We start from the raw sequence: 17,986 nt of genomic DNA, 5'->3' as shown, positions 1-17,986 counted from the left end.
TTCACCAAGAAGTGCTCCTGGTGAGATAGGCAGCTGTTTTTTTATATGAATATAGCTTGTCCACTCAAAAAAGAAACATGAAAAATTGGAACGTTATCCTAGAAGCCTTTTAAGAGGCCGTGCTGTCCGTACCATTCTTTCCGTTCAGATAACTGCTGCGTTCGGCAAAGGCGCTAAGGCGCTCTTCGACAGCGTCGCTGGTACGCAATTTGAAGCAATCCGCTGCCTCCCCCTTCGCTTCTGCCGCATTGGTATTCAAGATGCGATGCTTCACGCGAAGCAAGGATTGCGGAGACATGCTTAGATCCTTAACGCCAAGCTCCAGCCATATTGGAATCGCCCGCTCGTCCCCTGCCATTTCTCCACACACGCTGACCGGTATGCCTGCCTCATGCGCAGCCTCCACCGTCGTCCGTAGCATGCGCAAAACCGCTGGATGAAACGGATGGTACATGTGTGCAATCTGCTCATTCATGCGATCCACCGCCAGCACATACTGAACCAGATCATTGGTCCCGATGCTAAAGAAATCAGTCTCCTCTGCCAACAAATCCGAAATGGTGACTGCTGCCGGTACCTCAATCATAATGCCAACCTTAATGTTCGGATCGTACGCTATGCCGCGTTGGTCCAAATCGGCCATCGCACGCCGCAGCACGGCATTAGCCTGCCTGACTTCCTCTACCGAGGATATCATCGGATACATGATTTTGACGTTACCGAAAGCGCTGGCCCTCAGAATAGCAGACAGCTGGGTCTGGAACGGCTCTGTGCGATCCAGACTGATACGAATGGCGCGATACCCCAAGAAGGGGTTCTCTTCTTCCGGCAGCCCGAAATAATCCAGCTGCTTATCGCCGCCAATGTCCAGCGTACGGATCACGACCGAAGCCTGACCTGCGTTCTCGGCAACCAGCTTATACACTTCAAACTGCTCTTCTTCCGAAGGAAAGTTGTGGCGATCCATATATAAGAATTCCGTCCGGAACAATCCAACTCCCTGCGCGCCGTTCTTGAGCGCAATCTCCATTTCTTTTATGGAGTTCATATTCGCGGCCAGATTAAAGTATGTTCCATCCTTCGTAACCGCGTCAACCGTTGCCAGGAGCTGCAACTGCTCTTTCTTTTTCCGTTGTTGCTCTCGGATCCCTTCATAACGCTCCACGATCAGCGTGTCAGGCTCCAAATACAGCAAGCCTTCATCTCCATCCACAACTAAATGCTGTCCGGTCTGGATCGGATGATCCAGCTTGTTCTCAATCCCGGATACGAGCGGTATGCCAAGAGCGCGGGCCATAATCGCCGAATGAGAGGTCTTGCCACCCGTCATCGTCACAATGCCAAGAACGTGGGAAGGGTTAAGGTGCACGAGCTGAGACGGAGAGAGCTCCTTCGCAACCAAAATATAAGGCTGCGTATCAGCCGGAAGTTTGACTTCCGGAGCACCGAGAAGATGCTTGAGCAGCCGATTGCCAACATCCTTAATATCCAGCGCCCGCTCCTTCATATACTCGTCGTCCAGCAAATCGAACATGGATACGAAATGATCGATCGCCTCTTTAACCGCCACCTCGGCAGCCTTGTACTGGCGCTCGATGATCCCTTGAATTTCGTTCATGAACACGGGATCCTCCAGTATGGCCAGATGCGCATCAAAGATCTGCGACTCCTCGTGTCCCACCATTTCCTTGAATTCGTTCTTGATATATTCAATTTCATTCTTGGAGGTTCGTATGCCTTCATATAAGCGCTCGAACTCTTTGGCTAAATCGACAGCATCCATTTCGGAATCTGGAAGGTCCAGCTCCCAGTGCGGCAGTACGAAAGCCTTACCAATCGCTACGCCTGTTGCTGCGCCAATGCCTTGTATCATGATTCTCTACCCCCAGCATTACTCTCATTTAATACGACGGACATGACAGATGACTGTCCTCTCTTAACGGACTTGAATGGAGCAAAGCTCCAAGATCTTACTTTATCGGGATTCGTGATCACCATAGGTGTGGCAAGTGATGCGGCATGTGTCTTTAAATAAGCCAGATCGAACTTGACCAGCAATTGCCCCGGCTCAACGGTATCCCCTTCGCTTACCACAGCTGAAAACGGTCCTTTCAGTTGAGAGGTATCGATCCCGATATGAATCAATACCTCGAGTCCATCCGGCGTTGAAATGCCAATGGCATGCATCGTCGGATAGACATGCATCACGGTGCCGTATACCGGAGATACAAGTTCTCCTTTTTCCGGAATGAACGCCACGCCGTTACCGACAAGCTTGGCGGCAAAAATATCATCCGGCACTTCGTCAATAGGAAGCATGCGTCCCTGTACGGGCGCGCTGAACAGAACGCGCGGCAAATCCTGCTGCATCAGCTTATTTATCTCTTCGCGGATGAGCTCGGAATACGTCCCGAACACCACCTGAACGTTACCGCCGCCCAGCTTGATGATACCAGCTGAACCGAGCAATTTCAGTGCATCCGAATCAATCTGGCGGTCATTATATACGGTTAATCGAAGACGCGTCATGCAGGATTGAACCTGAACGATGTTGTCTTTTCCCCCAAGCGCCTCCAGAATAAGCGGTGCCTGATAGGGAATGTCTCCTGCCCGGCCTTCCAGCGCCGAACCTTCTTCACGCCCCGGTGTCGGGATTTCGAAGGTGCGAATGGCCCAACGGAACAGAAAATAGTAAACGATGCCGTATACGGCCCCGATCGGTATGATGATCCAGGCATTCTTGGACAAGTGAAAATTGAGTACGTAATCGATAAATCCCGCCGAGTACGAGAACCCGTGATGAATATCAAATGCATAGGTAAGCACCATCGCGAACCCGGCCATCAAGGCGTGGAGCACATACAGATAAGGAGACGCAAATAAGAACGCGAATTCAATCTGCTCCGATACCCCGGTCAAAAAACAGACAAGCGCGGACCGCATAAACGTTTTTTTCACCTTCGGCTTCAAATCTTCACGTGCTTCTTGAATAATGGCAAATGCAATCGCCGGCAGAGCAAACATCATAATCGGGAATAACCCGGCCATGAAGTCGCCTGCTGTTGGATCACCCGCAAAGAATCGGGGCAGATCCCCTTGAACGACGGTTCCGTCTTCCGTCTCGTACGATCCCAACTGAAACCAATACACGTTATTCAACAAGTGATGCAGACCGAATGCCGTCAGCACCCTGTACAAAATTCCGTAAAGGAATAATCCGAACGCCCCCATATGTACGGTCAGATCATAAAAAACATCTAATCCGCGCTGTACAATGGGGGCCATCCCCAGCATGACCCATGCAAATATCGTGGAGAACAGTCCCATGAATAAAAGTACAAATCGGGAGCCTCCAAAAAACTGTATCGCTTCGGGAAGCTTAATATGTTTGAACCGGTTGTAAACGTAACCGGACATTACCCCAAAAATAATACCAATCAAAGTCGAGGGCTGTACACTCCCGTCTCCCAGACGGGATATAACCTGATCATAAATGAACATGCCAGCCAGAGCTGCAAGCCCTGCGGGTCCTCCCTGATTCGAAAGTCCCCACGCGACACCAATGGCAAATAAATACGGCATGTAATAAAACACGCCGTGCCCCGCAGCCTGAGCAATCTCGCCCAAGGTTCCGAAGCCCCACGCCGACCATGGCAGACTTCCCACGCTAAGCAGGAGAGCTGCCGCTGGAAGCGCCATTGTAGGGAGCATAACTGCTCTGCCCAGCTGTTGTAATGATCCCAACCAATTCAAGGCGAGCCCTCCTTTCTATCCTTGATGGTAAGCGCTGCGCCTGTTTTTGTCAAAAAGAAATCAGGGCAAATGCCACAAAGAAAAGCAAGCCTCACAAGCAATACCTCGGCAAGACGGATCGTGTCCAGTCTGCCATGGCTGCTTCAACATAAGGCTTGCCCATACTTCCAATTCACCATTTAAATCTTAACGCCCGCCCAAAGCGATGGAATCCTCCACCTTAATGCAGCGGTCCATGATGGCGATCATGTCGCTCTTCTCCGCGATGGCCGCCGCCTCTTCACTGATAATTCCCTGCTGCAGCCAGAGCACCTTGGCGCCAATCTCGGCAGCTTTCCGCGCCACATCGGCACAGTATTCACTGCGTCTAAATACATTAACGATATGGATCGGCTCCGGAATGTCCTTCAGGGATGGATAACTCTTCTCCCCGAGTATTTCTGTTGCACCAGGGTTAACCGGGATAATCCGGTACCCGCGCTTTTGCATCGCAGCAGAAACCATATGGGATGTACGATCCGGCCGATCAGACAGACCGACAACAGCAATATTGCCTGCGTTTCGCAAAATATCCGCGATTTCTTCGCGCGGAGGATTCTCAAATGCCATGCTTCATGACCACCTCTCCATTCGTAATAGACGAGCTGCTTGGCTATTTCTTTATTTTACCCATTCCACGTTGGCTCCAAGCGCCTTCATGTGATCAAAATATTGCGGGTACGACTTGGCCACATGATGTGCATCCTTAATCCGGATCGGCTGATGTGCGCGCAGCCCGACCACTGTCAGGGCCATGATCACCCGATGATCATAATGGGCATTGATCTCAACGCCACCTTCGACGCCTTCAGGACGGCCGTGAACGATGATCTCTGCCTGGCGTTCCTCAACGTTGGCTCCGGCTTTTCGCAATTCGTTCAAATAATCCGTAATCCGGTCGCATTCCTTATAGCGGAGATTCTCCACATTGTAGAATCGGGAGGTCCCTTCCGCAAACACAGCTGCCGCTACCATAGCAAGCACCGCATCCGTCGCTGCATCTCCGTCAAATTCCAATGCTTTCAGGGTACGATTGCCCTGTACATGGACATTTCCGTTCTCGTGTGTGAGCGGAACCTCCATCATCCGGAGGACGTCAATAATGGCCCGCTCTCCCTGCTTGCTGTCCTCTGACAGATTGCGGATGGTTACATCCGACTGCGTAACCGCAGCCGCCGCCAGGACGGCAGCAGAGCCCGGATAATCACCTTGAACCGTATAGGTCTTCGCTTCATAGGATTGACCGCCAGGAACCCGGAAGAATGTATAATCGTCCGCTGCATGAATGGTAATGCCAGCTTGCTCCAGCACTTCCAGGGTCTGACCGATAACGACCTTGGATTTCAAATCTCCGGTAACGGTAATCTCGCTGTCTTCAGCAAGCAATGGCGTTAAGAACAACAATGCGCTTAAGTACTGCGAACTCACTTCGCCAGAAACAGTGAGCTTTCCGCCCTTAGGCTGACCGCCACGAATCGTGATCGGCAGTTTGCCTTCGTTATGCTCCACTTCCACACCTAATTGACCAAGCGTCTCAATGAGATCATCGTGAGGACGTTTGCCCAGTGAATCCGGATAGGTATTGACGAAAGTAACCTCTTTAGATAATGCCGTAACGCCCATCAGGAAACGCAATACGGCACCGGCATTACCGACATTCAGCTCCTTCACATCCCGGGGCGATTTGCCAAAGCCCGTAATAACCGCCTTCTCCTCGTCCTCCTCGATCACGGCTCCGAGATCCCGGATACAGCGTCTCATGGCATCGCTATCCTCGCTATGAGCTGGGTAATAGATCGTGCTTGTTCCTTCCGCAAGTGCAGCCACCAGCAGGTAACGGGTTGTATAGTTCTTGGAGGATAACGCTCCAATCTCTCCGTTTAGTATAGGCGTAGGCTTGACGATTACATCCATCGTATGTATCTCTCCTTGTATATATTATGTTACGATAAACCAACCTTGAAATCTCCCTTAGGATAAATTGACAGGGAAAGAACCGCTTGGTTATCATAGTTCATGTGAACTGGAAATACAGATCGTTACGATCTTAATCATTTATTATCAGAAAAGAGGTCTATATGATGAAACCGATCCCTCAAATGGAAACAACGGAGCTTAGAAGCCGGCTTCAAAACGGCGAAAATGTATACATGATTGATGTCCGCGAGGATGAGGAAGTTGCCGCCGGCATGATCAGCGGTGCCAAGCATATTCCGATGGGCGAGATCCCGAATCGCCTGGACGAAATTCCACGCGATCAAGAAGTTGTCTTCATCTGCCGCAGCGGCGGACGCAGTCAACACGTATGCGAATTTTTGAATCACCAAGGCTTGACTAATATAATCAATATGAAGGGCGGCATGCTTCAGTGGCATGACGATGAAGAATAAACCAGCTATGAAAGGTGAGGGATGATCGTTATCCCCGCCTTTTTTTGCTTATTCCAATCCGAATGCGATCCCCAGATTCACCCATAGAGACTGATTCAAAATCATCACGCCAAACCCGTTCGCTGACCATCTTAGCCGCGGTAATGCGTTAAAATGTCAGTCGCCACTTCCCCTGCAGATCGGCCAACCGTATCCACTATGACATCCGCAAACAGGTATTTGTCCTTTCGTTCATCCAGGATACGCCGAACTCTATCTTCGACATCACCCGCAAGCAGCGGCCGATTGGCATCACCCCGTACCCGTTCGACGATGCTAGCAGCATCCGCTGTTAGAGCGACGACCCAGCCATCACGTTTCATCTGGTCACAATTCTCGGAACGAAGCACAGCCCCTCCGCCGGACGCTACAACAATGCCTTTCCTTTGCAATACCCTGCGCAGTGCGACAGATTCAGCCTCACGAAAATACGGCTCTCCATCCGCTTCAAACATCTCGGAAATCGTTCTGCCTTCCATCCTCTCAATTTCCGCATCCAGATCGATCAGGGTGTAGCCGAGCGTTTCTGCCAGAAGACGCCCTACGGTTGACTTGCCCGTGCCCATCATCCCGATCAGAATAATGTTCTTACCTATCTTATCCAATTTGACACCCCATTTGCTGCTTCACTATAAAGGTTGCTCATATCATACCACAGCCCCAAATCTTTCGACAATGGACCTAACTCTCTAAATTACTGTTAGGTTGCTGTTACGCGAGTAACCCCAAGTAATGCTCCAATTTTATCGAGTCTATCTGGTTCCCTATTGTCATATACTAATTGCAAGAATACAAGATTAGAAGAAAGGAGTGAAATCCATTATGTCTTTTCGTCCAACTGGCCTCTCTTCCGCTGCCAAGCGCATCCGCCGGATCCTCGACCCATCCTACCCGCTATGCCGCGAAGATGTGATCTGGGTGCTTCATTTTGTCCAAAAAAAAGTGGCTCTGAAGGATCCTGCACTGCTGGATCTTTCAAAGCCACGTTTGCTGCAAAATTACAACAGTTATTGCGAAGCCGCGCTTCTCTTGCTCGGAAGCGGAAACCACATCCATACGAAGAACCACGACATCCGCACCTGTCTTTTAGAAGCCATGCACGGACTCCCTGAGCTGGCGGAGGCGCACTCCCCTTCTCAAGCCCGCACGGTTGAATCTCTGACCTCTCCCCCGGCGAATGGAATTCATCCTACCTCTGAGAGAGAAATTGACCCATCCAGCGAGGATGGTATTCATACTCCCGTAAAAGAGCAGGATTAATTCATCCAGGGAGGATGGGATTCATACTGCCATAAAAACAGAATTAATCCATCCAGGGAGGATGGTATTCATGCTGCCATAAATAGAGCAGAATTAATCCATCCAGTTATAGTGGAAGGTTCCTTCTTTGTCCACACGTTTAAACATGTGAGCTCCAAAGTAGTCACGCTGAGCCTGCAGCAGGTTCGCTGGCAGGTTTGCGGTGCGATAGCTATCGTAGTATGCAAGCGCGCTGGAGAACCCAGGGACCGGGATGCCCAGGGATACTGCGGAAGCAACAACCTTACGCCATGCATCTTGATAGGATTCAATAATATTGGTAAAGAACGGATCCAGCAGCAGGTTCTTCAGCTCAGGATTGTTCTCATATGCATCCGTGATGTTCTGCAAGAAACGGGAACGGATAATGCAGCCGCCGCGCCAAATTTTAGCGAGGTTGCCGTATTGCAGGTTCCAGCCGTACTCATCGGATGCCACGCGAAGCTGTGCAAAGCCTTGAGCGTAGGATACGATTTTGCTTGCAAACAGCGCTTTGCGCACATTTTCAATGAACTCGGCTTTGTCGCCGTCAAATGCAGCTGCTTTAGGACCATTCAGGATTTTGCTTGCTGCCACACGCTCTTCTTTCATCGCGGACAGGAAACGGGAGAATACGGATTCGGTGATCATGGACAGCGGCACACCCAGATCCAGGGAGCTTTGGCTTGTCCATTTACCTGTTCCTTTTTGACCCGCCGTATCCAGAATCACGTCCACCATCGGCTTGCCGGTTTCTTCGTCATATTTGGAGAAAATGTCAGCCGTAATCTCGATCAGGTAACTATCGAGTTCACCTTGGTTCCACTCTGTGAAGATTCCGTGCAGATCCTTCGCATCAAGGCCAAGTACGTCCTTCAGCAATTGGTAAGCTTCGCAAATAAGCTGCATATCGCCATACTCGATACCGTTGTGAACCATTTTTACATAATGGCCAGCACCGTCTGGTCCGATATATGTACAGCAAGGCTCTTCGTTAACTTTAGCGGAAATGGCTGTCAAAATAGGCTCAACCAGCTTGTAGGCACTTTCTTGTCCGCCAGGCATGATCGATGGGCCTTTCAATGCGCCTTCTTCGCCGCCGGAAACCCCAGCACCGATAAAGTTAAAGCCTTTTTCAGCCAGTTCTTTGCTGCGGCGCTGTGTATCAGGGAAATATGCGTTACCGCCATCAATGATGATATCACCTTTGTCCAAATGTGGAATCAGCTGTTCAATCGTAGCATCGGTAGCTTGTCCCGCTTGTACCATGATCAGGATTTTACGAGGTGTCTCAAGGGAATCCACGAATTCTTCGATCGAGAATGTCCCCTTCACTTGCTTGCCTTCGGTTTCCTTCAGCATGTCTTCCGTTTTTTGCGGAGAGCGGTTATATACAGAAACGGTGAAGCCTTTGCTTTCGATGTTCAGGGCCAGGTTTTTTCCCATTACAGCAAGGCCAATCACACCGATTTGTTGTTTTGACATCTGGTTCTCCATCCTTTGCTCCAATATATTTTTAAACAACCCATCCCTATCCGAGATGATTTGCAATAATCTTATATTAACGTTTTTCATTTGACAAGTGAACCCCTGTCACAAAATCAGAACACGCGCGAAAACACCCCTTCTGTTTCGGAGTGTTGTTCGTGCTTTAAACTTGTATCCGGATTGAAGTAGTTACCACTCCAGCCTCATCAGCTCCAAGGAAAGCTCACGGAGTCTTTGCTTGCAAGCCAAAATTTTGTCTTCGTTCCCCTCTTGCAGTGCCGCATGGAGCTTCTCAAGCTCATCGTCGGTTTCCAGTCTGGACAGCAGCAATCGCTGTTCCCCTACATCCGATTCAAACAACCGCAGCATTTCCTGCTCCGTCATCGGCGTCCCCTTCTGAAACAGCACCCGCTGCCGGTAACCGGATATTTCCACAAGCCTTATGACCTCACCGAACAAAATATTCTCGATCAATATTTGCCGGTCCTTGAAACGTTTCACTACAGCATGGCCACGGGTATTTTCGATCAATTTCTCCATCCATTCCGCGAGTTTGGGATCACGGATCATATAATCGCCTACTAGTTTAAAACCGCTTCCTGTTCGTTGAAACCGCAGCTTTACCAGCTTGCGACCTGTTCGGATTGAAATGACAAACTGCGTATCATTCTCGCTCCAATAAAGCGAATATCCTTCCTGGATCAATTCCTTGATTAGGTCCTGGATATGCCGGCGATCAAACCGGAGCTCCAGGTTGCAATACTCCACTTCCTCGCTCTTATTCACGGCACTCCCTCCTCCGGTTTACTACCGATCATTAAACGGCGGTGAAGATTTCCCCCATGGCTGCTTTTGATGTTGTCTTATCTATATCTTATACTCCATCTTATGTAACGGTAACTTGGTTTATTGACTATTTTTAGCCCACATGAACATACGGTGAAGCTTTTCTGGGTAATGCGTGATGTCCATTCACCTTATGGTATAATAAGTTATCCAAAAACCGAGTTTAGTAACGATATCATCTACAACAGGGAGGCCATCATATCCATGACGGTTACCGGATTTACAGATCAAGATTTCGACGTATTCTCCGTTCCCGGGCTTGAAGCCCGTATGGAGGTTCTCATTGAACGGGTAAGACCCAAGCTGGAGGCGCTAGGGGCTGAGCTCGCCCCCTATGTATCCGTCTTGGCTGGGGAAGAGATGTTTGTGCATGTCGCCAAGCATGCAAGACGCACTGTCAATCCTCCCATTGACACTTGGGTCGCTTGGGCTGCCAGCAAACGCGGGTACAAAGCACTGCCTCATTTTGAGGTAGGCATGTTCGGAACCCATCTGTTTGTCATCTTCGCGATTATTTACGAAAGTCCCAATAAGACCGTGTTTGCCAGCAACCTGGAAGCCAAGCTGAAGAAAACAGCAAAGGCGCTACCCAAAAATTTCTACTGGTCCATGGATCACATGAACCCGTCCGGCACCCCTCATCAGGATATGAGCGAGGAGGATTTCACGCGTCTGATTGAGAAGCTGAAGCAGGTGAAAAAGGCTGAAGTCATGTGCGGACTGCGCATCCCGCGCGAGGAAGCCGTCAAGCTTGAAGGGGACGAGCTGGTGCAAAAGGTGCAGGAGACGTTTGAGTCGCTGCTGCCGCTTTATAAAATGGCGTTTTAATGAGCAAGATATGTTGATGAAAAGGGCTGCTGGTGCAGCTCTTTTTTTAAGATTATAGAATTTATAAATTTTCAGCGAAGCTGAACAATTCTATAGTCGCAAGAAAAACTTCCCTTAACCGCGGTCTGTCTTCTGAGAAAGTACGTCGATAGACGTTTTTCTTATGGATGATATTTTAATGAAGGAACGATGAAGATCTTGTTGCTCCTCCATTAATATGTCTAAAGTTTGAAGCGTTGCTGGACAAAGCAAAAAAAGCCGTTCATTCTCCTTGCATTCCCCCCCTATTTTGCTATACTCAATTTTGTTTATATAAAAACAGTAATCAACAAATCATAAGAAAATAAACATAGGGAAAGGTTGTGACAACGTCCATGGACCACAGTCGTACACCGCTCTTCACCGCACTTAAAGAACATGCGGCCAAAAACCCCGTGCAATTTCACATTCCGGGACATAAGAAGGGCCTCGGCACCGATGCCGAATTCAGGGAATTTATAGGGGATAACGCCTTTTCTATAGATTTGATCAATATTGCGCCGCTGGATGATTTACATCAACCTACAGGCGTCATCGAGGAAGCCCAAAAGCTGGCCGCCGATGCATTCGGTGCCGATCACACCTACTTCAGTGTCCAAGGAACAAGTGGAGCGATCATGACTATGATCATGTCGGTATGTTCGCCTGGCGATAAAATCATCGTACCGCGCAATGTCCATAAATCCGTGCTTTCCGCCATCATTTTTACCGGGGCCAAGCCTGTATTCGTATCGCCTGCCCAGGATGCCAATGTGGGGATCGATCACGGCATCACCATCAGCTCGGTCCGGAAAGCATTAAAACGTCACCCTGACGCCAAAGCCGTATTGGTCATTAACCCGACATACTTCGGCGTAAGCGCCAATCTGAAAGAAATCGTGGATTTGGCTCATAGCTACAACGTACCCGTTCTCGTAGATGAGGCGCACGGCGTATTGATCCATTTTCATGAAGATCTTCCGATGTCGGCAATGGAAGCCGGGGCCGATATGGCTGCGACCAGCGTGCACAAACTCGGCGGCTCGATGACGCAGAGCTCCGTACTGAACGTGAATACCAAGAACGGATACATCAATCCTTATCGCGTACAGACGATCATCAGCATGCTGACCACAACCTCCACCTCCTACATCCTGCTGGCATCGCTTGATACTTCACGCCGCAGTCTGGCGCTGCATGGACGAGAAATGGCAGCAAGGACGATTGAATTGGCGCAATATGCACGTCAGGAAGTCAATAAAATCGAAGGTTTGTACAGCTTCGGTGAAGAAATATTAGGCGGAGAAGCAACATACTCCTATGATCCGACCAAATTGACGATCCATGTACGCCATCTCGGCATTACAGGATATGAAACCGAGAACTGGCTGCGGGATCACTACAATATTGAAGTTGAGCTCAGTGATATGTACAATATTCTGTGCCTCATTACACCGGGAGACAATCAGGAGGCCATCGATATTTTGCTGACAGCGCTCCGCGAGCTTTCGAATCAGTACATGCATGTGAATGAGATTAACGAGTTGGTTGTGAAAACACCAGAAATTCCGCAGTTGTCGCTTATCCCTCGCGATGCGTTTTACGGGGATACAGAGGTTGTACCTTTCAAGGAATCGGCAGGACGCATTATTGCCGAATTCATCTATGTCTACCCGCCAGGCATTCCGATTCTGCTTCCGGGCGAAGTGATTTCCCAGGAAAACATCGATTACATTATCGATCATGTCGAGGTAGGCCTTCCGGTGAAAGGTCCTGAGGACCGCAGTATCCAAAATGTTAAAGTCATCGTGGAAACGGATCCTATATTCTAAAATGGCAGCTGTAAATACAATAAACCCGGTGCGAGAGGTTCGCACCGGGTTTATTGCTTAAGAGTCTTATTCCTGGTTTGCAGCAGCGACCAGTTCGTTGTAAACCGCCTCTACTTCATTCCATTCTTCTTCGTCCTCAATATTGTAAAGAACCATTTCCTCGTTCTCTTCTTCCATACGTAGAATGACGCCGTCCGCTTCCGGATTTTCGCGTTCAAGCAAAAGCGCGTAGAGTTTCTCGCCGACATCAAATGTCTCCACAAGAACCATCTCTACTTCTTTTCCTTCTTCATCCGTCAATGTCAGCACAAACTCTTCATGTTCGTGGTCGTGGTCATGATCGTGACCGCAGCCGCAAGCATCTCCGTGTTCATGTTTGTGTTCACTCATTGAAAAAACCTCACTTCGGTTAAATTATCATACTTTCGTATCGTATCACGGATAGCTTCTCCAGGTCAATTTCTGCCAAGCGGCCAAAGGGCCATCAATTAAGTGCGGTGATCACTTTCTCTGCAACTTTCACAAATCCGTCATCCGGTTTGACTTTTACATAAAAACCTACCGAGTATTTGCCCGCCGTTTTAAAATCGTACGTGAAATCATAGGTTCGGAACCAGAAGTTATCCTTGCGATCCTTCACTTCCTGGGACTGAATATCCTTGATATTGCCCGAAGGATCCTCAATCGCTACTTTCACTGAGTGTATATCGTTGTTTAAGCTGTCCACCTGGCTAAAAACATTGAATTTCAGCTTACCCTTGTTCACGTTGCCGAATACAGTATCTCCTTTAAACAGAAAAATATGCACGTTCGGCTTGATGACTTGAACTTGTCCATTCGCGGGATTCCAATCCACAGCCCCGTCGAATTCCCGAACCGGCACATAGGTTTTGCCATCGATTAAATATCCACCATCCTTCAATTCATGACCGTTTAGCCAGACACGGACTCGCTCATTGACGGAATCTGCAAACAAAAGGGTGCTGCCACCCATTAAAGAGAGCACTAACATACATGCCATCACTTTTTTCCACTTCATATATTCATTTCCCTCCATTGGCTCATCTTGTTGTTATATGTGTATACTACATGTCAAAAAACAAGTTGCGGACAATTTTGCACTTTGTGGTAAAATTTTTTCCTCATGCAGTAAGGTCTGTGCCTATCACGAATTATACTGCATTTCAGGGCCGATTCGATCATATAATCCGTGTAAATCAACGTGGAATTCGTTAAAATATACATTAGCATACTGGACTACATATCATATCATCAGGAGGTTTCATCCATTGACACTGAAACTACAAATGCTTGGCACCGGCAGTGCGTTTGCCAAGAACTACTATAACAATAACGCACTGGTACATGACGGGAATTTCACACTTATGATCGACTGCGGCATCACCGCTCCAATGGCACTACATCAGCTGAATAAGACATTTAACGATATCGATGCCGTGCTTATCACACACATTCATGCCGACCATGTGGGCGGACTCGAAGAGCTTGCCTTTATGATGAAAATGAAATACAACCGCAAACTCCCGCTTTACATTGCTGAATCGCTGGTGGAACCGATATGGGAACATTCACTCAAAGGCGGATTATATCAACAGGGACATATCTCCTCCCTGCATGATGTATTTGACGTACACCCTCTGAAACCGGGAGTGAAGGCCCATATTTCATCAGGCATCTCGGTAGAGCTGATTCATACGCAGCATATTCCCGGCAAGGACAGCTATTCGCTTTATCTGAATGATCGGATATTTTACAGTGCTGACATGGTATTCGATCCGATCCTGCTCAACCAACTGGTGAATGAGCGGGATTGTGAAGTGATTCTGCATGAATGTCAGCTGCAAGGCCCCGGAGAGGTTCATACGACACTGGATGAGCTGCTCAGCCTTCCTGAAGAAATTCAGGAACGCACCTATCTTATGCATTACAGTGATGAGGTCGAAGCTTTCATTGGCAAGACCGGAATCATGGAATTTGTGGAGCAGCAGCGGGTATACGAATTGTAGTTCAATATAGATGAATAGTTTATGAGGGTTCCCGGGAACACTAATTCCGGGAGGCGATCTATATGGATAATACACAACAAGAAGTCGTAGGCGTCCGTAAAAATGGCGACGGCGACATCATCGAACTGAAGCTGGATAACGGTAGTGTCGTGGACTACAAGACTGCACAACAGATGGCCAAGAATAAAGAAATCAAAAACGTGAACGTATTCCGTGGACGTGACGGAGATGAACATCTTCGTTCCAATGCGGATGGCGATCCCAGCAACAACCTGGATAATATGCCAAGCTTTTAATTCATGCCTAAAAAGACCTCGAGTCGATACTCGAGGTCTTTCCTTTTTAGAACGATGGGATCATCAGCCACCTTATAGTTAAGAAGATGCCTACAGTTCCTTTTTCATACGAACATGGGGAATGCCAGCATCATCAAACGGCTCGTCCGAAATCGTCTCATACCCCAGCTTGCGATAAAACGCCTCCGCCTGCACCTGGGCATCCAGCACGGAATACTGCAGTTTCAATTCACGCGCCTGCGTTTCCAATGCCATCATCAGCACACGCCCTATCCCTTTGGATCGGAATGGCTTACGTACCGCAATGCGCTGCATTTTGGCGGAGTCCTTATTGTAATAGGTGATACGTCCAGTTGCCGCGTACTGTCCCTCCGACTTGATCAGGACATGATGTGCATCGGAGTCCAGACGATCGTAATCATCAATCTCCAGGTCAATCGGAACCTTCTGTTCAAGCACGAAAACATCCTTCCGGATATCCAGCGCTTGCTGCAACTGCTCTTCGGTTGATACATTTATGATTTCTGCTGCCAATTTCAACACCTCTTTATGTAGAATCAATTCCTTGTAATATCGCAGATCGAGATATTATACAAAATAATCATTTTCCTGTATAGTATAAGCTAACGTTTTTTTGAAAGGAGCATTGCCTTTATGGGCATGGGAACCACGATATTTTGGGCTGTTATCATCTCAGCCATCATCATCTACCCTATCTTTTGGGCGATTAAAAAAGGTTATTCCCGCAAATGGGATGAGGAATAGCATCGGCCGTTTTACAGCAAATCGCCAGCTTGCCTGCCGGCGGTTTGCTCTGCTCGCTGTTCGAGCAAAAGGTAAGGATATTGGTATGACCGATTTGTTATAGACGTTGCTGCACCCATTACGGATGGAGATCGCGTAAGGTATCCACCGAATCCATCGGGGATACCGGCTCCAGTGCTCCGCTTCCCTGCTTGGAATATACGTCCTGATCTATCGAACGTCCGTAAACATCAAGCATTACAGGCGCCGCAGGCCCATGTAGCGGCTCCAGCTGCACCGACGTTCTCTCCGAGATACTGCAACCGCTCCCTAGTACAGTTACCCCTAGCAACGAGAGCACCAGACTGGCTCGATTAAAATGATGGGATTTCCCACCTGCCATGCCATTCACACTCCTCCATTGGCATAATCATGCTGTATTTAGTCTGAACCGGAATGTGATTTTTTATAACGAGAAAACCATTGACAGCCACACTGTCTGCTGGTAATATATGAATTACCTTTTTAAATATTTCATGATCTGTTAGCTCAGCTGGGAGAGCACTATCTTGACAGGGTAGGGGTCAGTGGTTCGAGCCCACTACAGATCATAATCGAAAACCCTTGATGCCATTGGCGTCAGGGGTTTTTCATTTTCGAATACTATTGCCTATTTGGGTTCATGGGGTCCCGTTGGGGACGGATTGGGGGACAAAGTCAGAATATGGATGCGAAGCACCAGATGGTTGACCAAGTTTCTCAGCAATTTTCGTTTGAGATCAAGAAACATGCGTCCCCTTCCTTTCTCGGGCCTCCAGGACAGATTATACTACTAACGAAAAATCAAACGAAACATTACAGGCTTATCTTCCATTTATCCATATAAAAAACCGGTACCTGGACAGGCACCGGAAACCATAACCCACATTCATCCATCATTTATCTATTCTTAAATTACCCCAGTCCCCTTACGATTAAATGAAGACTATTTTAAAAGTTCTTCCGGTGTCTCTCCGCTGTATACAAATACGGGACTTGCTGTATTCACTACGAATACGGCTACCATCGTCAGAGCAGATGCGATAAACGAAAACAACTGATGTTTAATCTTATGGGTCCATAACATGAGCTTGTCCTCCTTTCCAGCGTAATAAACTGAGAGCCTGGACCAAATATATGACAGCCAATGTTGGGGACTGAAGTCCAAAGTTAAACATAACGATGACACTGCTAATTATGCGAAGTTTTACGTAATGCTTCCTCGGTATTCGGGACTGCCTTTCGATTCGGCTGGGAGCAAACAGCATCACCAGCAACAGACTGAGGACATTGATAATGAGAACACCTGCAATTTCCATCTCCACAAAAGACACCAAAGTGAATAATGCGGTCGTGAATGCAATGCAGCCAGCCCCTGTCTTAAGGTGATATCCTCCGGAAAATTGCCTGAGTACCGCAAAACCCGTCAAGGCAATGACCGCCTGCTTCACGTTACCCGTGAATATCGAAATAAGCAGCGTGAAGACCACAATAAACAATACGTTTAATATGATGGCGATCGCATGTTTCAAAACAGGAACAGAGGATTTATGGTCAGGTACCTGGCGTTTGATCCCCTCCGCTATCCGTTTTGATAATCCTTCTATGATCATAAGAATCCCGCTCCTCTGTATTGATGGCATAATACAAGAAGATTCCAAATGTTATTCCAAAGAAGAGAAGATGCAGCCATAAACGGTTGAGATAAAACAGAATCGCAATTAATATCAACACCACGATAATTAAAGCGATCAATAGAATATGTTCAAATTTAATGCGCAGCTTTTCCAGATTGTACTTAAACCCAATACCAAATTTGTACATAATCCAGGATATCAACAGTCCTGTCGCTCCTGACAGGATTTGAAGAATATAACCATTGGCATGATTGGTCTGAATGGAATCAATCGATCCGAATATCGTTGTCAAATAGGCCGTTTGTATCAACGCATAAAGCATGTATCCAATGATGGTACATATCGCCGACCAGATAACTGGGATCTTAATAATGGCAGAAAACAAGAAAACGAAGATCAATACGGTAATGAGAGGGGCGAGAAAATCCAAGTGAAGCTCGTTGCGCATAACGAAACTTTGCAAATTGGCAAGGATCATGACAATCAACGCCTGCCATATGTACTCTGTTGTCTTAAATCTAAGCAATGTCATGATTAGTGAATAAATCGCCAGTGTTTCAAATGTTGAAAACACCATAAACCAAATAACTTCCATTCAAAGATTTCCTCCCTACACCATAAGAAATGGTTAAATGTGTGCTACGCCACTTCCCGATGTAACCTGATTACACTGATGGTTATAACGTCCATAAATAAACGATATACCGACAGACGCTCAGTTTCTATCGAGTC

20 protein-coding genes and 1 tRNA gene are annotated in these 17,986 nt (G+C 47.8%); 7 read left to right on the top strand and 14 right to left on the bottom strand.

Annotated features, from left to right (window positions below; all coding sequences use genetic code 11):
- Nucleotides 1-109: 109 nt before the first annotated feature.
- The 4 genes from ptsP to aroA form a co-directional block, all read right to left on the bottom strand.
- Nucleotides 110-1,873 (bottom strand): phosphoenolpyruvate--protein phosphotransferase, encoded by a 1,764-nt coding sequence (ptsP, locus tag MHH48_RS10285; RefSeq protein WP_076320701.1) that lies wholly within the window; start codon nucleotides 1,871-1,873, stop codon nucleotides 110-112.
- Nucleotides 1,870-3,753 (bottom strand): glucose PTS transporter subunit IIA, encoded by a 1,884-nt coding sequence (locus MHH48_RS10280; RefSeq protein WP_076320700.1) that lies wholly within the window; start codon nucleotides 3,751-3,753, stop codon nucleotides 1,870-1,872. Before MHH48_RS10280 ends, ptsP begins: the two co-directional genes overlap by 4 nt.
- Nucleotides 3,754-3,939: 186 nt before the next feature.
- The gene (locus MHH48_RS10275; RefSeq protein WP_076320699.1) at nucleotides 3,940-4,362 is read right to left on the bottom strand and encodes a CoA-binding protein; all 423 of its coding nucleotides are present in this window, start codon (nucleotides 4,360-4,362) and stop codon (nucleotides 3,940-3,942) included.
- Between the two features lie 51 nt (nucleotides 4,363-4,413).
- On the bottom strand, nucleotides 4,414-5,706 hold the full coding sequence (aroA, locus tag MHH48_RS10270; RefSeq protein ID WP_076320698.1) for a 3-phosphoshikimate 1-carboxyvinyltransferase: 1,293 nt from the start codon (nucleotides 5,704-5,706) through the stop codon (nucleotides 4,414-4,416).
- 167 nt (nucleotides 5,707-5,873) lie between these two features.
- Here aroA and MHH48_RS10265 point away from each other — a divergent pair, with 167 nt between their 5' ends.
- Entirely contained in the window at nucleotides 5,874-6,182 is a 309-nt protein-coding gene (locus MHH48_RS10265; protein ID WP_179090581.1) for a rhodanese-like domain-containing protein, read from the top strand.
- A 131-nt stretch (nucleotides 6,183-6,313) separates the two neighbouring features.
- Here MHH48_RS10265 and MHH48_RS10260 read toward each other — a convergent pair whose 3' ends face one another.
- The gene (locus MHH48_RS10260; RefSeq protein ID WP_076321302.1) at nucleotides 6,314-6,790 is read right to left on the bottom strand and encodes a shikimate kinase; all 477 of its coding nucleotides are present in this window, start codon (nucleotides 6,788-6,790) and stop codon (nucleotides 6,314-6,316) included.
- Nucleotides 6,791-7,043: 253 nt separating this feature from the next.
- Between MHH48_RS10260 and MHH48_RS10255 the strand changes: the two genes are divergently transcribed.
- Nucleotides 7,044-7,481, top strand: coding sequence for a hypothetical protein (locus MHH48_RS10255; RefSeq protein ID WP_256720385.1), 438 nt, complete (start codon nucleotides 7,044-7,046; stop codon nucleotides 7,479-7,481).
- Between the two features lie 93 nt (nucleotides 7,482-7,574).
- On the opposite strand, the gene gndA is transcribed toward MHH48_RS10255, so the two are convergent.
- On the bottom strand, nucleotides 7,575-8,984 hold the full coding sequence (gene gndA / locus MHH48_RS10250; protein ID WP_179090568.1) for an NADP-dependent phosphogluconate dehydrogenase: 1,410 nt from the start codon (nucleotides 8,982-8,984) through the stop codon (nucleotides 7,575-7,577).
- A gap of 192 nt (nucleotides 8,985-9,176) precedes the next feature.
- Nucleotides 9,177-9,773 (bottom strand): hypothetical protein, encoded by a 597-nt coding sequence (locus tag MHH48_RS10245; RefSeq protein ID WP_076320696.1) that lies wholly within the window; start codon nucleotides 9,771-9,773, stop codon nucleotides 9,177-9,179.
- Nucleotides 9,774-10,037: 264 nt separating this feature from the next.
- On the opposite strand from MHH48_RS10245, the gene MHH48_RS10240 reads away from it, so the two are divergent.
- Together MHH48_RS10240 and MHH48_RS10235 are read left to right on the top strand one after the other, a co-directional pair.
- Nucleotides 10,038-10,661, top strand: coding sequence for a DUF1054 domain-containing protein (locus MHH48_RS10240; protein ID WP_076320695.1), 624 nt, complete (start codon nucleotides 10,038-10,040; stop codon nucleotides 10,659-10,661).
- A 374-nt stretch (nucleotides 10,662-11,035) separates the two neighbouring features.
- Nucleotides 11,036-12,511, top strand: a complete 1,476-nt coding sequence (locus MHH48_RS10235; RefSeq protein WP_076320694.1) for an aminotransferase class I/II-fold pyridoxal phosphate-dependent enzyme — start codon at nucleotides 11,036-11,038, stop codon at nucleotides 12,509-12,511.
- A 66-nt stretch (nucleotides 12,512-12,577) separates the two neighbouring features.
- On the opposite strand, the gene MHH48_RS10230 is transcribed toward MHH48_RS10235, so the two are convergent.
- Complete coding sequence (locus tag MHH48_RS10230; protein ID WP_071223049.1) at nucleotides 12,578-12,901, bottom strand: DUF1292 domain-containing protein; 324 nt, start codon at nucleotides 12,899-12,901, stop codon at nucleotides 12,578-12,580.
- A 94-nt stretch (nucleotides 12,902-12,995) separates the two neighbouring features.
- A complete protein-coding gene (locus tag MHH48_RS10225; protein ID WP_076320693.1) occupies nucleotides 12,996-13,550 on the bottom strand; it encodes a copper amine oxidase in 555 nt (184 codons plus the stop codon).
- Between the two features lie 250 nt (nucleotides 13,551-13,800).
- Here MHH48_RS10225 and MHH48_RS10220 point away from each other — a divergent pair, with 250 nt between their 5' ends.
- Nucleotides 13,801-14,538, top strand: a complete 738-nt coding sequence (locus MHH48_RS10220) for an MBL fold metallo-hydrolase (protein ID WP_076320692.1) — start codon at nucleotides 13,801-13,803, stop codon at nucleotides 14,536-14,538.
- A gap of 62 nt (nucleotides 14,539-14,600) precedes the next feature.
- A complete protein-coding gene (locus MHH48_RS10215; RefSeq protein ID WP_076320691.1) occupies nucleotides 14,601-14,834 on the top strand; it encodes a DUF3892 domain-containing protein in 234 nt (77 codons plus the stop codon).
- A 90-nt stretch (nucleotides 14,835-14,924) separates the two neighbouring features.
- On the opposite strand, the gene MHH48_RS10210 is transcribed toward MHH48_RS10215, so the two are convergent.
- Both MHH48_RS10210 and MHH48_RS10205 read right to left on the bottom strand, forming a co-directional pair.
- On the bottom strand, nucleotides 14,925-15,368 hold the full coding sequence (locus tag MHH48_RS10210) for a GNAT family N-acetyltransferase (protein ID WP_076320690.1): 444 nt from the start codon (nucleotides 15,366-15,368) through the stop codon (nucleotides 14,925-14,927).
- A 349-nt stretch (nucleotides 15,369-15,717) separates the two neighbouring features.
- Nucleotides 15,718-15,981 (bottom strand): hypothetical protein, encoded by a 264-nt coding sequence (locus MHH48_RS10205; RefSeq protein ID WP_076320689.1) that lies wholly within the window; start codon nucleotides 15,979-15,981, stop codon nucleotides 15,718-15,720.
- A gap of 135 nt (nucleotides 15,982-16,116) precedes the next feature.
- Between MHH48_RS10205 and MHH48_RS10200 the strand changes: the two genes are divergently transcribed.
- Nucleotides 16,117-16,189, top strand: a tRNA-Val gene (locus MHH48_RS10200).
- Between the two features lie 374 nt (nucleotides 16,190-16,563).
- Here MHH48_RS10200 and MHH48_RS10195 read toward each other — a convergent pair.
- From MHH48_RS10195 to MHH48_RS10185, 3 genes are read right to left on the bottom strand one after another with little or no spacing between them, the layout of a single operon-like run.
- Nucleotides 16,564-16,704 carry a cyclic lactone autoinducer peptide gene (locus MHH48_RS10195; protein ID WP_076320688.1) on the bottom strand — a complete coding sequence of 47 codons (141 nt, stop codon included), beginning with the start codon at nucleotides 16,702-16,704 and terminating at the stop codon, nucleotides 16,564-16,566.
- The gene (locus MHH48_RS10190) at nucleotides 16,688-17,230 is read right to left on the bottom strand and encodes an accessory gene regulator B family protein (protein WP_083659537.1); all 543 of its coding nucleotides are present in this window, start codon (nucleotides 17,228-17,230) and stop codon (nucleotides 16,688-16,690) included. The genes MHH48_RS10195 and MHH48_RS10190 overlap by 17 nt, the downstream gene beginning before the upstream one ends.
- Nucleotides 17,172-17,849, bottom strand: a complete 678-nt coding sequence (locus MHH48_RS10185; protein WP_076320687.1) for a hypothetical protein — start codon at nucleotides 17,847-17,849, stop codon at nucleotides 17,172-17,174. The genes MHH48_RS10190 and MHH48_RS10185 overlap by 59 nt, the downstream gene beginning before the upstream one ends.
- Between the last annotated feature and the right edge of the window lie 137 nt (nucleotides 17,850-17,986).

Source organism: Paenibacillus sp. FSL F4-0100 (genome assembly GCF_037993005.1).
Classification (GTDB): domain Bacteria; phylum Bacillota; class Bacilli; order Paenibacillales; family Paenibacillaceae; genus Paenibacillus_AQ.
This window is presented reverse-complemented; position numbering and strand designations above follow the sequence as displayed.

What these genes read in the sequence shown, in the direction of transcription:
- MHH48_RS10255 (WP_256720385.1), top strand. Translation starts at nt 7,044, where the DNA reads ATGTCTTTTCGTCCAACTGGCCTCTCTTCCGCTGCCAAGCGCATCCGC.
- MHH48_RS10190 (WP_083659537.1), bottom strand. Translation starts at nt 17,230, where the DNA reads ATGATCATAGAAGGATTATCAAAACGGATAGCGGAGGGGATCAAACGC.
- MHH48_RS10275 (WP_076320699.1), bottom strand. Translation starts at nt 4,362, where the DNA reads ATGGCATTTGAGAATCCTCCGCGCGAAGAAATCGCGGATATTTTGCGA.
- MHH48_RS10240 (WP_076320695.1), top strand. Translation starts at nt 10,038, where the DNA reads ATGACGGTTACCGGATTTACAGATCAAGATTTCGACGTATTCTCCGTT.
- MHH48_RS10235 (WP_076320694.1), top strand. Translation starts at nt 11,036, where the DNA reads ATGGACCACAGTCGTACACCGCTCTTCACCGCACTTAAAGAACATGCG.
- MHH48_RS10215 (WP_076320691.1), top strand. Translation starts at nt 14,601, where the DNA reads ATGGATAATACACAACAAGAAGTCGTAGGCGTCCGTAAAAATGGCGAC.
- MHH48_RS10195 (WP_076320688.1), bottom strand. Translation starts at nt 16,704, where the DNA reads ATGTTATGGACCCATAAGATTAAACATCAGTTGTTTTCGTTTATCGCA.
- aroA (WP_076320698.1), bottom strand. Translation starts at nt 5,706, where the DNA reads ATGGATGTAATCGTCAAGCCTACGCCTATACTAAACGGAGAGATTGGA.
- gndA (WP_179090568.1), bottom strand. Translation starts at nt 8,984, where the DNA reads ATGTCAAAACAACAAATCGGTGTGATTGGCCTTGCTGTAATGGGAAAA.
- MHH48_RS10230 (WP_071223049.1), bottom strand. Translation starts at nt 12,901, where the DNA reads ATGAGTGAACACAAACATGAACACGGAGATGCTTGCGGCTGCGGTCAC.
- MHH48_RS10265 (WP_179090581.1), top strand. Translation starts at nt 5,874, where the DNA reads ATGAAACCGATCCCTCAAATGGAAACAACGGAGCTTAGAAGCCGGCTT.
- ptsP (WP_076320701.1), bottom strand. Translation starts at nt 1,873, where the DNA reads ATGATACAAGGCATTGGCGCAGCAACAGGCGTAGCGATTGGTAAGGCT.
- MHH48_RS10225 (WP_076320693.1), bottom strand. Translation starts at nt 13,550, where the DNA reads ATGAAGTGGAAAAAAGTGATGGCATGTATGTTAGTGCTCTCTTTAATG.
- MHH48_RS10185 (WP_076320687.1), bottom strand. Translation starts at nt 17,849, where the DNA reads ATGGAAGTTATTTGGTTTATGGTGTTTTCAACATTTGAAACACTGGCG.
- MHH48_RS10205 (WP_076320689.1), bottom strand. Translation starts at nt 15,981, where the DNA reads ATGGCAGGTGGGAAATCCCATCATTTTAATCGAGCCAGTCTGGTGCTC.
- MHH48_RS10260 (WP_076321302.1), bottom strand. Translation starts at nt 6,790, where the DNA reads ATGATGGGCACGGGCAAGTCAACCGTAGGGCGTCTTCTGGCAGAAACG.